The following is a 14,457-nucleotide window of genomic DNA, read 5'->3' on the forward strand; positions in this document are numbered from 1 at the left end:
ATTTATTTCAGGTTGTAGTAGCGGTTGAGATAGGCGCCGAGATGCTGCTCGTCCTGCGCGCTGAGGTTCGCGCCGACGTTGCCGCTGCAGAAGCGGATCTGTTCGACCAGTTCCGCCGCGCTACGCACCTTGCGGTCGGCACGGGTGAACATCGCGCTGCCGTCGCCGCCCAGCATCGCGGCATGGCAACTATTGCATTTGTATTGCTGGAACAGTTTCTGCCCGGTCTGCGCGTTGCCGTTAGGGAAAGGGGCGGCGGTCGCCGCCGTTGCGACGCAGAGCAGGGCGAGGGTCGTGGCGAGTCTCATGTGTTCTCCTGAAGGTTTTGCAAATGGGCGACGCGCAGTGCGGCGGGCGGGTGCGAATCGTAGAACTTCGAATACAGCGGGTCGGGCGTCAGCGTCGCGGCATTGTCCTGGTACAGCTTCACCAGTGCGCTGACCAGATGGCTTGCTCCGGTCTGCTGCGCGGCGTAGGCGTCGGCCTCGAATTCGTGCTTGCGCGACCAGGCCGACAGCAGCGGGTGCAGCGGGAAACTGAACACCGGCAGCACCAGGAAGAACAGCAGCAGGGCCAGCGCGGTAGAGTGTGTGGTGACGCCCAGCCCCGCGTAGAACCAGTCGGTCTGCATCAACTGGCCGAGCAGCCACAGGAAGCCCAGGCTCATCGTGAAGGTGAGGGCGATGCGCTTCAGCACATGGCGGCGCTTGAAATGGCCGAGCTCGTGCGCCAGCACCGCCTCGACCTCGTCGCCGCTCAGGTGTTCCAGCAGCGTGTCGAAGAACACGATGCGCCGCGTTTTGCCGAAGCCGGTGAAGTAGGCGTTGCCGTGCGCGCTGCGGCGGCTGCCGTCCATCACGAACAGCCCGCCGGAGGCGAAGCCGCACTTTTGCAGCAACGCCTCGATGCGCGCCTTCATCGCCCCGTCCTGCATCGGCGTGAACTTGTTGAACAGCGGCGCGATGAACGACGGGTAGATGAACAGGATCAGCAGGTTGAACGCCATCCACACCAGCCACACGTACAGCCACCAGTATGCGCCCATGCGTTCCATCAGCCACAGCACGCCGATCAGCAGCGGCAGGCCGAGCGCCGCGCCGAGCAGCAGGCTCTTCAGCGCGTCCCTGAGATAGAGCGCGAAGGTCATCTTGTTGAAGCCGAAGCGTTCCTCGATGACGAAGGTGCGGTACAGGCCGAACGGTGTTTCCAGCAGGGTGGAAAGCAGCAGCACCGCGACGATGGTCGCCGTGCCCTGCAGCAGCGGCGTATCGAACCACGCGTTGCAGAGGTTGGCGAGGGACTGGATGCCGCCCAGCACGGTGAAGGCGAGCAGCAACGCGGCGTCGAACAGGATGTCGAGCATGCCGAAGCGCGTCTTCGCGGAGGTGTAATCGGCGGCCTTCTGGTGGTCGTCCAGGCCGATCCTCTCGCGGAACGCTTCCGGCACGGCGGCACGGTGCGCGGCGATATGCGCCAGGTGGCGGCGCGCCAGCCACAGCCTGGCCAGCGTGGTCAGCGCGAGCGCGACGATGAAGAAAACAGTGAACTGTATAGCGGTCATAGGGTGGCGGGTATTCGCAGGTGGCGCGGTTGTGACACAATATGCGCCTTACCGTTCAGATTTCAAGACGCGCGAATTATGGCACAAAACCAAAACCACCTTGTCTGGATAGACATGGAAATGACCGGCCTCAAACCGGATACCGACCGCGTGATCGAGATCGCGCTGGTGATCACCAATGCCGATCTGGAGACCGTCGCGGAAGCGCCGGTGCTGGTGGTGCACCAGCCTGACAGCGTGCTGGACGGCATGGATGCATGGAATCAGTCCACCCACGGCAAGTCCGGCCTGATCGACAAGGTGAAGGCCTCGGTGCTGGACGAGGCGATGGTCGAGGCGCAGATGCTGGAATTCCTCAGGGAATATGTGCCGACCCGCACTTCGCCGATGTGCGGCAACTCGATCTGCCAGGACCGCCGTTTCCTGGCGCGCTGGATGCCCGCGCTGGAAGACTATTTCCATTACCGCAATCTCGACGTGAGCACGCTGAAGGAACTGGTCAAACGCTGGAAGCCGGAAGTGGCGAAGGGACTGACCAAGCACGGCAAGCACGAGGCGCTGGCGGATATCTACGAATCCATCGAAGAATTGCGCCACTACCGCGAGCATTTCATCAGGCTCTGAGAACGTCCCGCCGGGTCGGGCAGTCAACGGGGAGGAGATCACCATGTATCAGCGTATCCTGGTTCCGGTCGATGGCAGCGACACTGCCGCGCGCGCCCTGCAGGAGGCGGTCAAGCTGGCGGGAGACCGGGCGCGGTTGCGCTTGGTCCATGTGAGCGAGGAGGTCTATCCGCTCGATACCGAGGGGTATGCCAACGTCGATTATGCCGGCCTGCAACAGGCGGTACGGCAATCCGGTGAACGCGTGCTGGCTCAGGCGGCCAAGAAGGCCAGCGCGGGCGGTGCGGCGGTGGAGACGGCATTGCTCGATGCGCACGGCGAGCGCATCGCCAGCGTGATCGATCGCGAGGCGGGCGACTGGTCGGCCGACCTGATCGTGATCGGTACGCACGGGCGTACCGGCCTGAGCCGCCTGTTCCTCGGTAGCGTCACCGACGGGGTGGTGCGCGGCGCATCGGTGCCGGTGTTGCTGGTGCGCGGCGAATAACTTATTCCTGCGCGCCCATCTGCAGCGCGCGCTGCCGGCCAAGTTCCAGTTCGGCCTTGTCGGGCTCAGCCAGCCAGCCGTGCAGGTTGTCCATCACCAGGTCGGTGAGCGCGTGCATCCAGTCGTCGCGGTCGTTGAGGCAGGGGATGTAGTGATATTCGCCGCCGCCCGCATGCTGGAAATCCTCCTTGCCTTCCATCGCGATCTCTTCCAGCGTTTCCAGACAGTCTGAGACGAATCCGGGGCAGACCACGTCGACCCGCCGGGTCTTTTGCCTGCCGAGTTCCTGTAGTGTCGCGGTGGTGTAGGGCTTGAGCCATTCCGCCTTGCCGAAACGCGACTGGAAGCTGACGGCATATTGCTCCGTCTTCAGGCCGAGCTGTTGCGCCAGCAGGCGCGCGGTCTTGTGGCATTCGCAATGGTAGGGGTCGCCCTTGTCCAGCGAGAATTGCGGCAGGCCGTGGAAACTCATCAGCAGCTTTTCCGGTCGCCCGTTCTTCATCCAGTAGTCGTTGACGTTGTTCGCCAGCGCCTCGATGTAGCCGGGACGGTCGTGGAAATGCCTGATCGTGCGGATCGCGGGAGTGTTGCGCATCTGCTGCAGCTCGCGGTACACGATGTCGGTGACCGTCGCGGTGGTGCTGGCCGCGTATTGCGGGTACAGCGGCACCACCAGGATGCGCTGGCAGTTCTGCTCCCTGAGCTTGCGCAGGACCGAAGGGATCGAAGGATTGCCGTAGCGCATCGCGTAGTCCACCACATAAGGCGCCCTGGTGCGCCGGCTCAGGTAGCCTTGCAGCAAAGCAGCCTGTTTTTCCGTGTACACGCGCAGCGGCGAACCTTCCTTCAGCCAGACGCTGGCGTATTTCGCGGCGGACTTCTTCGGGCGGGTATTGAGGATGATGCCGTTCAGGATCAGCCACCAGATCGCACGGGGGATCTCCACCACGCGCGGGTCGCCGAGGAATTCCTTCAGGTAGGTGCGTACCGCGGCCGGGGTCGGCGCGTCGGGCGTGCCGAGATTCACCAGCAGGATACCGGTCTTTTCGGGCGTGCCGTGAGTGTGGGCGGGTTCGGTTTGATAGTTCATATGAATGTTGTATGGATTAATTCTGGAAAAACGATTGTCCACGAAAGACACGAAAAGCACGAAATGTTGCTCGAAGCTGGTTTCACAATACTATCCTTTCGATCGTGGCTTTCGGATAGCAGCCGAAATTGACCAGCAGGCCCAAGCGCATACCTGTTGCTTTCAGGTAATTCAGTACTTGTGCCTTGTGTTCTCCAGTTGTGGTTGCGACAGCCTTGAGTTCGACAACGATAGATTGATGGCAGATAAAATCCGGGATACAGATTTGCCTCAACGGCTCTCCCTTGTAAGAAAGCTTCAGTTCCGGGTGCGCCAGGAATGGGATCGCCTGTTTTGACAATTCCTTCTCCATACACTCCTGATATATGCCTTCCAGAAAACCACATCCCATTTCCCGGTACACTTCAAACACGGCTCCCTGTATTCGATAGCACTCTTCCCGGTAAAGAATATCCCCACCCATTATTTCGTGCCTTTCGTGATTTTCGTGGACAGTGGGTTTCTTTTCAATTATGCGAAAGGGCATTGCCGAGCAGGCGCGCGGTAATGTCCACGATGGGGATCACGCGCTGGTAGTCCATGCGCTTCGGGCCGACCACGGCGAGCGTGCCGACCACCTGGCCGTCGGCGGAGTAGGGGGCGGTGATCACGCTGCACGCGTCCAGCGAGGCCAGCCCCGATTCGCTGCCGACGAAGATATGGATGCCGTGGCCACGGCGGCTGGCGTCGAGCAATTGCAGCAGTTCGGTCTTCTGTTCGAACAGGTTGAACAGGCGGCGCAGCCGGTTCATGTCGCCGGACAGGTCGTCCACGTTCAGCAGGTTGTGCTCGCCGCTGATGACGTAATCCCCGGCCTGCTTCGCTTCCGCCGCATCGCCCGCCGCGAGCGCCGCCGCCATCAGCGCGCTCATGTCCTGGTGCAATTGCCGCAATTCGCCGTGCAGCCGGTCGCGGATCTGCGAGAAGCTGCAGCCGATGTAATGCTGGTTGAGGAAATTGCCGGCCTCGGTGAGCTGCGACTGCGAATAGTCCCGTTCCATCAGCAGCACGCGGTTCTCCACTTCGCCGTCCGGCATCACGATGATCAGCAACACGCGCTTCTCGCCCAAGCGCAGGAACTCGATCTGGCGCACGGTGATGGCGTTGCGTTTCGGGGTGGCGACCACGCCGGCGAAGTGCGTCAGTTCGGACAGCATGCTGGACGCCTGCGCGATCAGCCGCGACGGGTTGTCCGGCTGCAACTGGTGTTCCATCTGCTGCACGCGTGCATGGTCCAGCGGCTTGGTGACCAGCATGGTGTCGATGAACAGGCGGTAGGCCAGGCCGGTCGGGATGCGTCCCGCCGAGGTGTGCGGGCTGCTGACCAGCCCGATCTCCTCGAGGTCGGCCATCACGTTGCGGATGGTGGCGGAACTGACTTCCAGTCCGGAGTATTGCTGCAGCGCGCGCGAGCCGACCGGATGTCCGTCGCTGATGTAGCGTTCCACGAGGGTCTTGAGCAGGATCTGTGCGCGTTCGTTCAGCATGGTGCGGGATTCTATCACCAAGCCGCAGCACCAGAAGCCGCATGGTGGCGGGCGCGGTTGACAGACGGTATGGCCGGACTTACATTACTGACCGGTCGGTCAGTAACCATTCGCCATGAAGCAAACAGCCACGCCGGTCAGACAAAGACGCAAGGAAGCGCGCCCCGCAGAGTTGATGGCGGCCGCGCTGGACCTGTTCGTCGAGCGCGGCTTCGCGGCGACCCGGCTGGACGACATCGCCGCCCGTGCGGGTGTGTCCAAAGGCACGCTGTACCTGTATTTCTCCGGCAAGGAGGCGCTGTTCGAGGCGGTGATCCGGCAGGGCATCCTGCCGGTGCTGGACCAGGGCGAACTGATGCTGGCGCAGCACCGGGACGATGCCGCTTCGCTGTTGCGCGGCCTGCTGTTGCGCTGGTGGGAACTGGTCGGCGCGACGCCGCTGGGCGGCATCCCCAAGCTGATGATCTCGGAAGCGGGCAATTTTCCCGAGGTGGCGCGCTACTACTACGAGCATGTCATCCTGCGCGGCCGCGACCTGCTGCGCCAGTCGCTGCAACGCGGCATCGCGGCGGGCGAATTCCGCGCGATCGATGTCGAGTCCTGCATCGACGTGGCCATCGCGCCGGTGCTGATGCTCGCCATCTGGCGCTACTCGCTGGGACCGTGCGCCTGCGGCCAGCAGGAACCGGACACCTATCTGAAAACCCATCTCGATCTGTTGCTGAACGGCCTGGAAAACAAGGTTCCCCCCCCCTTGCAGGGGGAGGGGTAGGGAGGGGGTAGAAACGTGGATGTGCAGCACATCTACCCCCATCCTAGCCTTCCCCCTGCAAGGGGGAAGGGACAGTGGCTCCATATATCGGGTTGAACGCATGTAATGATGGGCAGCATCGTTTTATTGAGCAGTTGTCTGGCTTGAGTAACGTTATTTCCGTGGGTAGATAGAAGTTTTACGGTTCATTCCCTTTCGTATATTTCGTGGGCTGAGAAAAGGTTTTTAAAATGAAGCAATCCATTCTGCTCGTAGCTATCGCCGTAGCGCTCACCGCCTGCGGCAAGGAAGCGCCGCCGCCCGCCAAGGCGGAGCGTCCGGCCATGACGCATGTGGTCGGCACGCAGGCGGGCGATGCCGGACATGTCTACAGCGGCGAGGTGCGCGCACGCCACGAATCGACATTGGGATTCCGTATCGGCGGCAAGCTGGTCGAGCGGCTGGTCGATGCGGGCGCGCAAGTGAAGGCCGGGCAGGTGCTGGCGCGTCTCGATGCGTCGGACGCCGGATTACAGGCGGGCGCCGCCACCGCGCAATTCAGGCTCGCCGAAGCCGAGATCAAACGCTACCGCGAACTGCGCGCCAGAGGCTTTGTCAGCCAGGCCGCGCTGGACGCCAAGGAGGCCGCATTCGAAGCGGCGTCGGCGCAGGCCGGACTGGCGCGTAACCAGTCCGCCTACACCACGTTGCGCGCCGACCATGACGGCATCGTCGCGGCGACGTTCGCCGAGGCCGGGCAGGTGGTCGCTGCCGGGCAACCGGTCGTGCGTGTCGCACGACACGGCGCACGCGAGGTCGCACTGGCGGTGCCGGAAGCCCATTTCAACGAGATCAGGGCCGGTGCTCCCGTCGAGGTCACGCTGGCCGGCGATGGTTCGGCGCCTCTTGCCGGCAAGGTGCGCGAGATCACGCCGATGGCCGATGCGGCCAGCCGTACCTATCCGGTGCGCGTCGCGCTGGCGGACACCGATGCGCAGGTCGCGCTGGGTATGACCGCGCGGGTGCGCTTCTCCGGAAGCGACAACCGGGAAGGGTTCCTCATTCCGCTGACGGCGCTGTTCCAGCAGGGCGACGGGACGGCGGTGTGGATCGTCGCGGCGGACCGCAGCATCAGCCTGCGCCCGGTGCGGGTATCGGCTTACCGCGATGACGGCGCGCTGATCACCGGCGGGCTGGCGGCGGGCGAGCGCATCGTCAGTGCCGGCGTGCACAAGCTGGCGGCGGGCGAGAAGATACGCATCCTCGAAAGCGCCCAATGAGGTTTGAAAAAAACCGCGAGTCCACGAAATACACGAAAGGCACGAAATGGTGTGCCTCTGGATTTCGCCGTGAGACAAAGGCTTTCCCAGACACGATGGCTTTTACGGGAACGGTCTGCTGCCATATCGCCAATGGAATACATGGCAAATCGGTTCGGAGCCTTTTCGTTTTCGTGCTTTTCGTGATTTTCGTGGATAAATCAAAGGTTCTAGGATGAAACGCTTTCCCAATCTTTCTTCCTGGTCGCTGACGCATCAGCAGATGGTGCTGTACCTGATCATCGTGCTGATGGCGGCGGGCGCGATCTCCTATTTCAAGCTTGGCCGCGCGGAAGACCCCGACTTCACCTTCAAGGTCATGGTGGTGCGCACGATCTGGCCGGGTGCCGCCGCGCAGGAGGTCGAGCGCGAACTGACCGAGCGCATCGAAAAGAAACTGCAGGAGACCGCCTGGGTGGACATCGTGCGGTCCGCCTCCAAGCCGGGCGAGTCGCTGGTGTTCGTGATGCTCAAGGACTACACGCCCAAGACCGAGGTGCCGGAAGCCTGGCGGCAGGTGCGCAAGAAGCTCGACGACATCCGCCATACCCTGCCGCAGGGCGTGCAGGGGCCGTTCCCCAACGACGAGTTCGGCGACGTGCAGATCAACGTGTTCGCGCTGACCGGCGACGGCTTCGACCTTGCCGCGCTGCGCCATCACGCCGACCGCATCGCGCTGGAACTGCGGCGCGTGCCGGACGTGAAGCGCGTCGAACTGATCGGCGTGCAGGACGAGAAGATCTATATCGACGTGGCGCAGACCCGGCTCGCTTCGCTCGGCATCACGCCGCTGCAGGTGGCCGATGCGTTGCAGCGGCAGAATGCGGTCGCACCGTCCGGCTTCGTCGAGACGCAGACCGACCGCATCCGCTTGCGCGTGAGTGGTGCGTTCGACAGCGTGGCGCGCATCCGCGAAACCGACCTGCTGGTGAACGGGCAGCATTTCCGGCTGGGCGACATCGCCGAGGTGCATCGCGGTCTGGCCGATCCGCCCGGTCCGCAGATGCGCGTCGCCGGACAGCCCGCCATCGGCATCGGCGTCGTGATGGCCAGGGGCGGCAACGTCATCGATCTCGGCAAGAACCTGAAGGCAACGATGGACGATCTTGTCGCGAAACTGCCGGCCGGGATAGACGTGCATGTGGTGGCCAACCAGCCCGAGGTGGTGCGCGGTTCCATCAGCCTGTTCGAGAACTCGCTGACCGAGGCGATCCTGATCGTGCTGGCGGTGTCCTTCCTGAGCCTGGGCTGGCGCACCGGCACGGTGGTGGCGCTGTCCATCCCGCTGGTGCTGGCGATCACCTTCTTCCTGATGAAAGTGTTCGGCATCGACCTGCAGCGCATCTCGCTCGGCGCGCTGGTGATCGCGCTCGGCCTGCTGGTCGACGACGCGATCATCGCGGTGGAGATGATGATCGTGAAGATGGAACAGGGCTGGGACCGCTTCAAGGCGGCGACCTTCGCCTATACCTCGACCGCCTTCCCGATGCTGACCGGCACGTTGATCACCGCCGCCGCGTTCACGCCGGTCGGCTTCTCCAAATCGGCGGCCAGCGAATACACCATTTCCATCTTCCAGGTGGTGACCATCGCGCTGCTCACCTCGTGGATCGTCGCGGTGGTGTTCACGCCGTACATCGGCTACAAGTTGCTCGACCCGAAGAAACTCATCGAGAAAGCGCAGCGCCACGGCGAGGACATCTACGACACGCCGTTCTACCGCCGCTTCCGCGCGCTGGTCACCTGGTGTCTGCGCAACCGCTGGAAAGTGATCCTCGCCACCGTGCTGGTCTTCGTGCTGGCGATGGGCGCGTTCGGCAAGTTCGTGCAGAAGCAATTCTTCCCGAACGCCAGCCGGCTGGAACTGATGGTGGACGTGTGGTTGCCGCAGGGCGCATCGCTCAAGGCCACCGGCCATGAAGTGGAGCGCATCGAACAGTTGCTCAAGGACGATCCTGCGGTGGATTACTACTCGTCCTATATCGGCAACGGCGCGCCGCGTTTCTTCCTGTCGCTGGACCAGCAGTTGTTTGCCGACAACTTCGGCCAGTTCGTCATCGTCACCAGGGGGCTGGAAGAGCGCGAGGCGCTGAAGCGCAGGCTGCAACAACGTTTCGCTGCCGACGATTATTCGCACCTGCGCGTGCGCGTGGTGCGCCTGGAGAACGGCCCGCCGATCGGTTATCCGGTGCAGTTCCGCGTGATGGGCGAGGACGTCGCGCAGATACGCGGCATCGCCGAACAGGTCGCCACCCTGATGCGCGCCAGCACGCACCTGCAGAACGTCAATTTCGACTGGAACGAGAAGGTCAAGAGCGTGCGCGTCGAAGTGGACCAGGACAAGGCGCGCCGTGTCGGCACCTCCAGCCAGGAAGTCGCGATGGCGTTGCAGGGCTGGCTGAACGGCATCGCGCTCACCCAATATCGCGAGGGCGACCAGCTGATCGACGTGGTGTGGCGCGGGAGCGGCAGTTGCGACACGTTACCGGCGAAGCCGGCCGATTGCGGGAGCGACACCCGGTCGCTGGACCGCCTGCCCGACCTCGACATCCCCGTTGCCGGCGGGCGGCATGTGCCGCTGGCGCAGGTCGCCAAACTCGTGCCGGTGCTGGAAGAAGGCATCATCTGGCGGCGCAACCGGCTGCCGACCATGACGGTGCGCGCCGACATGGCGGACAGCATGCAGCCCGCGACGGTATCGGTGCAGCTCGACCGGCAGCTGGACGAACTGCGCGCCACGCTGCCGACCGGCTACCGCATCGAGATGGGCGGCAGCATCGAAGAATCCGCCAAGGGCGAGACCGCCATCAAGGCCGTCGTGCCGCTGATGCTGCTCGGCGTGATCACCCTGCTGATGATCCAGTTGCAGAGCATCAGCCGCACCGTGATGGTGCTGCTCACCGCGCCGCTCGGGCTGATCGGCGTGGCCTTCGCCCTGCTGGTGTTCCAGGTGCCGTTCGGCTTCGTCGCCAACCTCGGCTTCATCGCGCTGGCCGGCATGATCATGCGCAACTCGGTGATCCTGGTGGACCAGATCAGCCAGGACGAAGCGGCGGGCAAGTCGCGCTGGGAGGCCATCATCGGCTCCACGGTGCGGCGCTTCCGCCCGATCACACTGACCGCCGCCGCCGCCATTCTGGCGATGATCCCGCTGACCCGCCAGGTGTTCTGGGGGCCGATGGCGGTATCCATCATGGGCGGGCTGGTGTTCGCCACGCTGCTCACCTGCCTGTTCCTGCCCGCGCTGTACGCGGCGTGGTTCCGGGTCAAGGAGGAATGAGAGAACGGGCGTGCGAAGCGGGGAGCAGCATGTTCTAATTGAGCCCGGATGAGTAGCCCGACAAGGAATATGCGATGACCAAACCCGCCCATCATCTTCCCGTCCACCGGCTCGCGCTGCGCGTGCGCGAACTCGGGCAACTGTTCAACTCGATGGACCCGACGCCGTTCCTGAACAAGGACCTCGACCCGCAAGCCGAAGACTACATCGAGACCTGGGCGGCGGGATATGCGCCGGGCAGCCGCTTCGACATCACCATCCACCTCGAACAATGGCCGACGGACGGCGACCCGGCCGCAATCCTGACCGGCGCGATCCACAACCACTTCTCCTACCAGGCCGAGCGCAAGCGCCGCGCGCTGAAACAACTCTTCCAGCAGGGCCGCAAGAGCCTCGTCATCGGCCTCGCCTTCGTCACGTCGTGCCTGCTCGCCGCCGACGCCATCGGATCGGTCGGCGACCATGCCGGCTACAACATCGCGCGCGAAAGCCTGACGATCATCGGCTGGGTCGCCATGTGGCGCCCGATGGAGATCTTCCTGTATGCATGGTGGCCGATCCGGCGCCAGATCAGCCTTTACGAAAAGCTGGCCGAGGCGCGCATCCACGTGACCCAGGGCAAATGAGCGGCGCATCCCGGACGAAACGCATCCTCTACAGCATCGCCCGCATCGCGCTGGCGGCCTATGCCGGGCTGTGCCTCTTGCTGTTCGCCACGCAGCGGTCGCACATCTATTTCCCGACGCAGGCGGGGCCGGTGCAGGCCGGCGACATCACGCTGGACACGGGCGACGCCTCCCTGCACATCACCGCGCGACCCCGCGACGGGGCCAGGGCGCTGATCTACTTCGGCGGCAACGCGGAAGACGTGACTTACGCGCTGCCCGAATTCGCGGCGGCATTCCCCGATCATGCCATCTACATGATGAACTACCGGGGATACGGGCGCAGCACCGGCCAGCCGTCGGAAGAAGCACTGCACAAGGACGCGCGGTTGCTGTTCGAAAAAGTGAGGACCAAACACACCGACATCGTCCTTGTCGGCAGAAGCCTCGGCAGCGGCGTCGCGACACGCCTGGCCGCCGGTCAACCGGTCAGCCGCCTGGTGCTGGTCACGCCCTACGACAGCCTGCTCAACCTGGCGAAGCGGAACTTCCCGTACCTGCCGGTCGGCCTGATCCTGCTCGACACGTTCGAATCCTGGCGCTTCGCCCCGCAGGTCAAATGTCCCACGCTGATCATCGCGGCGGCCGACGACGAGATCATCCCGATGGAGAACACGCGCGCGCTGTACCGGGCATTCACCCCCGGCGTGGCGACGCTGCGGACCATCGCCCATACCGGCCACAACACCGTATCCGACAGCCCGGAATACATCGCGACGATCAGGGCGGGGGCATCACCATCCGCACCTGGAAGAAAACCAACCGCGCTCCACTGATGGCGCGGCGCATGGTCGTCGAACTGTGCACCCTCGGAGGTCAGCACTGGAGGGCTGCGGTTCTGGCCGAAGAGTCTATCCCCGCGACCGCGGGGGAGTCCGGGCTGCTTTGCGAGGTGCTGCTCTTTATTGAGGCGCAGCCGATTTAAAGCGCTCAGTACTTCGTTTCCGGCTTTTCTTCACAGCTTTATTCACAGAAACTGTGGACAACAAAAAACCCGCCGAAGCGGGTTTTGTTGTTTAGGAATGTGCTGATCAAGTCGTCATTCCCGCGAAAGCGGGAATCCAGCTTGTTGAATTAACTGGGTTCCCGCTTTGCGAGCAGCCGCTACGCGATTTGCCTACTTACCCCTTTGCGCGGGAACGACAAAACCATACTTATAAGTGCATCCTTAAATCGTCAGGCATATCTTCGCACGTCGATCTCGACCCCACTCCTTGCGGCAAGGTCTGCCTGCTCCAGGAGCGACTTGGTTACTTTCGCATCGTGGAACACCTCGCCGCAGTTGTCGCAGATTTCAGCCGGGACGCTTTTGAACATCACGGTTGAATAGCCGCGTTCCAGAGTGATGCTGGCAACGCCTGCATGGGTGCTTCCGTGTCTGCAGATAGGGCATTTCATGCTTATCTCCTTGTCTTTAAATCTTCATTCCAGATGGTGGCATCTGGCACATAAACTGTGATGATGATGCGTATCCTCGGTGTAGCCCATTGATCTCTGCCTCCAGCTTGCGCAACGTTCCCATGATCTCGCCGAAATCTGGGTAGCGACCAAAGATCATGTTGCGCATCTGCGCATAGTCTTTCTCCACAGTCGCCAATACATGTCCCGATGGAATCAACCTGAAGGTTCCCGGTTTTGCCTGATCGTACTGCGCCCAAGGTCGTCGATAGAACCGCTCCTTGAACGCCACCACATCCTCAAGTAGCGCGAGGTCTGCCAGTGCCACATCTTTCACCGGAGAAGCGGCCATCATGGCCAAGTCGTAGTAGTGGCGCGAATAACGTAGCGGCTGTGGACTGCTTTCCGGACGGTTCGCTTCGTGGTGCAGAATCGTCGCCTTCTCCCAAAACGTGCGTTCAGCACGTATGGCTTGCACTGCACAATCCGCTTGCTTGAAAAGCTGGGGGAACGCCTCGGCTGCATAAGGCTTGATTCGGTAATGGTCGTAGGGCATCCAGGCCGCAAGCGGCCCGATCTCAAGACGCACTTCCGGCCGCAGATAGGCATCGGAGAAAGCCGCCGGATAGATCACATTCAAGGCATGCAGGTCATCTTCAGCCACCGCACACCGACAGATTGGATCAACCGCCCCTGAAATCATCGCCAGCATCTCACCACCGATGTAATCCACTGCCTTGGCTTCAATCGTTTTATTCAGCGCTTCTTGTTTTGTGTTGGAACGCGCGGCCAGCGGATCATCCTCGCCAACCACCACGCGCCAATCCAGGATCAGGTCAATATCTTCAGAAAAACGCTCAATCAGATTGAACACCTTGGACAAGCTCGTGCCGCCCTTGAACATCAGCAAACGCGACAACTCGGGATGCGCGAACAACCTGCCCAGCGTCCAGCACACCCAGAAGTCTTTCTCCACGATGGCGGGCATCATCCCCTTGCGCGCTCCTGTTTCGGCAAACAGCTCGCGGCGTTCAGCGGCGGATAATCGCGCGACAGCTTCCATCAGCCGCGCTCCCCGCAAATCCGCTTGATCGCCTCATACACCCAGCCAGTCGCCGTCACCGTATCTTTCAGCACGCGCTTGCACGCGGTCTCATCCAGTTGCTTGCGTAGCGTTGCAATCACCGCCTCATCCACCCGCTCCTGCCCCAGCGCCTTCAGCGCCTGTACGAGCAGCCCGCTTTCGCGGTATTTGAAACCGACATCTTTCAAGGCCGACTTCTTGAACTCCAGCGTGTAATTGCCAATGTCGTACTGACGGTTCGGCCCATCGGAGAGATACACCAGCCGACCTGGTACCTGAGTGGACAATCCCAACAGATTTAGCGCGGCATCGCCCGATGGCTGGATGCGCCAGTTGAATTTGCGCGCGAACGCCTGCGCCACCTGATCGAAGTCCGGGCTTAGCTCCTGTTGCAACAACTCGCTGAATTTCGGGTAGTCGTAAATACCCCGGCAGACACGGCGTATCTTGCCCTCGCGGCACAAACCGGACAGCGCATTCTCAATCTGATCGCGGCTGAAATCCTCGACGAAATCATTCGGAGAAAACGCCCAACCCCTACCGCGCCCATAGATTCGTGAAATTGCTTTTTTATTAAGTGATTGCATAAATACCGTGCAAGCAGTTTTGATGGGAAAACATACTACTTTTCCCATTGAAAAAAGGGAAGGGAAAGATGAACTGGTTGTCTGT

At 62.2% G+C, this 14,457-nt stretch carries 16 protein-coding genes; 8 read left to right on the plus strand and 8 right to left on the minus strand.

The annotated features are described in order from the left end of the window. Positions 1-2: 2 nt before the first annotated feature. Positions 3-308, minus strand: a complete 306-nt coding sequence (locus tag IPM27_10845) for a cytochrome c (protein MBK9162037.1) — start codon at positions 306-308, stop codon at positions 3-5. Continuing rightward, entirely contained in the window at positions 305-1,561 is a 1,257-nt protein-coding gene (locus tag IPM27_10850; GenBank protein MBK9162038.1) for a M48 family metallopeptidase, read from the minus strand. Before IPM27_10850 ends, IPM27_10845 begins: the two co-directional genes overlap by 4 nt. Positions 1,562-1,639: 78 nt before the next feature. On the opposite strand from IPM27_10850, the gene orn reads away from it, so the two are divergent. Then, positions 1,640-2,185, plus strand: a complete 546-nt coding sequence (orn, locus tag IPM27_10855) for an oligoribonuclease (protein ID MBK9162039.1) — start codon at positions 1,640-1,642, stop codon at positions 2,183-2,185. 43 nt (positions 2,186-2,228) lie between these two features. After that, entirely contained in the window at positions 2,229-2,672 is a 444-nt protein-coding gene (locus IPM27_10860; GenBank protein MBK9162040.1) for a universal stress protein, read from the plus strand. A 1-nt stretch (position 2,673) separates the two neighbouring features. On the opposite strand, the gene IPM27_10865 is transcribed toward IPM27_10860, so the two are convergent. The 3 genes from IPM27_10865 to hrcA all read right to left on the minus strand — a co-directional run bounded on the left by IPM27_10865 (position 2,674) and on the right by hrcA (position 5,288). Beyond that, the gene (locus IPM27_10865) at positions 2,674-3,762 is read right to left on the minus strand and encodes a ferrochelatase (protein ID MBK9162041.1); all 1,089 of its coding nucleotides are present in this window, start codon (positions 3,760-3,762) and stop codon (positions 2,674-2,676) included. An 82-nt stretch (positions 3,763-3,844) separates the two neighbouring features. Further along, entirely contained in the window at positions 3,845-4,225 is a 381-nt protein-coding gene (locus tag IPM27_10870; GenBank protein MBK9162042.1) for a GxxExxY protein, read from the minus strand. A gap of 43 nt (positions 4,226-4,268) precedes the next feature. Continuing rightward, positions 4,269-5,288 (minus strand): heat-inducible transcriptional repressor HrcA, encoded by a 1,020-nt coding sequence (hrcA, locus tag IPM27_10875; GenBank protein MBK9162043.1) that lies wholly within the window; start codon positions 5,286-5,288, stop codon positions 4,269-4,271. A 115-nt stretch (positions 5,289-5,403) separates the two neighbouring features. Between hrcA and IPM27_10880 the strand changes: the two genes are divergently transcribed. The 6 genes from IPM27_10880 to IPM27_10905 all read left to right on the plus strand — a co-directional run bounded on the left by IPM27_10880 (position 5,404) and on the right by IPM27_10905 (position 12,228). Further along, positions 5,404-6,060 carry a TetR/AcrR family transcriptional regulator gene (locus IPM27_10880; GenBank protein ID MBK9162044.1) on the plus strand — a complete coding sequence of 219 codons (657 nt, stop codon included), beginning with the start codon at positions 5,404-5,406 and terminating at the stop codon, positions 6,058-6,060. A 230-nt stretch (positions 6,061-6,290) separates the two neighbouring features. Then, the gene (locus IPM27_10885; protein ID MBK9162045.1) at positions 6,291-7,319 is read left to right on the plus strand and encodes an efflux RND transporter periplasmic adaptor subunit; all 1,029 of its coding nucleotides are present in this window, start codon (positions 6,291-6,293) and stop codon (positions 7,317-7,319) included. 214 nt (positions 7,320-7,533) lie between these two features. After that, the gene (locus tag IPM27_10890; protein MBK9162046.1) at positions 7,534-10,638 is read left to right on the plus strand and encodes an efflux RND transporter permease subunit; all 3,105 of its coding nucleotides are present in this window, start codon (positions 7,534-7,536) and stop codon (positions 10,636-10,638) included. Positions 10,639-10,712: 74 nt separating this feature from the next. After that, complete coding sequence (locus IPM27_10895) at positions 10,713-11,264, plus strand: hypothetical protein (GenBank protein ID MBK9162047.1); 552 nt, start codon at positions 10,713-10,715, stop codon at positions 11,262-11,264. Continuing rightward, positions 11,261-12,079 (plus strand): alpha/beta fold hydrolase, encoded by an 819-nt coding sequence (locus tag IPM27_10900; protein MBK9162048.1) that lies wholly within the window; start codon positions 11,261-11,263, stop codon positions 12,077-12,079. Before IPM27_10895 ends, IPM27_10900 begins: the two co-directional genes overlap by 4 nt. An 11-nt stretch (positions 12,080-12,090) precedes the next feature. Beyond that, positions 12,091-12,228 carry a hypothetical protein gene (locus IPM27_10905; protein ID MBK9162049.1) on the plus strand — a complete coding sequence of 46 codons (138 nt, stop codon included), beginning with the start codon at positions 12,091-12,093 and terminating at the stop codon, positions 12,226-12,228. Between the two features lie 251 nt (positions 12,229-12,479). Here the strand turns inward: IPM27_10905 and IPM27_10910 are convergent, their stop codons facing one another. From IPM27_10910 to IPM27_10920, 3 genes are read right to left on the minus strand one after another with little or no spacing between them, the layout of a single operon-like run. Next, a complete protein-coding gene (locus IPM27_10910; protein ID MBK9162050.1) occupies positions 12,480-12,701 on the minus strand; it encodes a type II toxin-antitoxin system MqsA family antitoxin in 222 nt (73 codons plus the stop codon). 16 nt (positions 12,702-12,717) lie between these two features. Next, entirely contained in the window at positions 12,718-13,764 is a 1,047-nt protein-coding gene (locus tag IPM27_10915; GenBank protein ID MBK9162051.1) for a nucleotidyl transferase AbiEii/AbiGii toxin family protein, read from the minus strand. Then, complete coding sequence (locus tag IPM27_10920; GenBank protein ID MBK9162052.1) at positions 13,764-14,372, minus strand: hypothetical protein; 609 nt, start codon at positions 14,370-14,372, stop codon at positions 13,764-13,766. The genes IPM27_10915 and IPM27_10920 overlap by 1 nt, the downstream gene beginning before the upstream one ends. Positions 14,373-14,457: the final 85 nt, after the last annotated feature.

The sequence above is a fragment of the Nitrosomonadales bacterium genome, from assembly GCA_016716325.1.
Classification (GTDB): domain Bacteria; phylum Pseudomonadota; class Gammaproteobacteria; order Burkholderiales; family Gallionellaceae; genus Gallionella.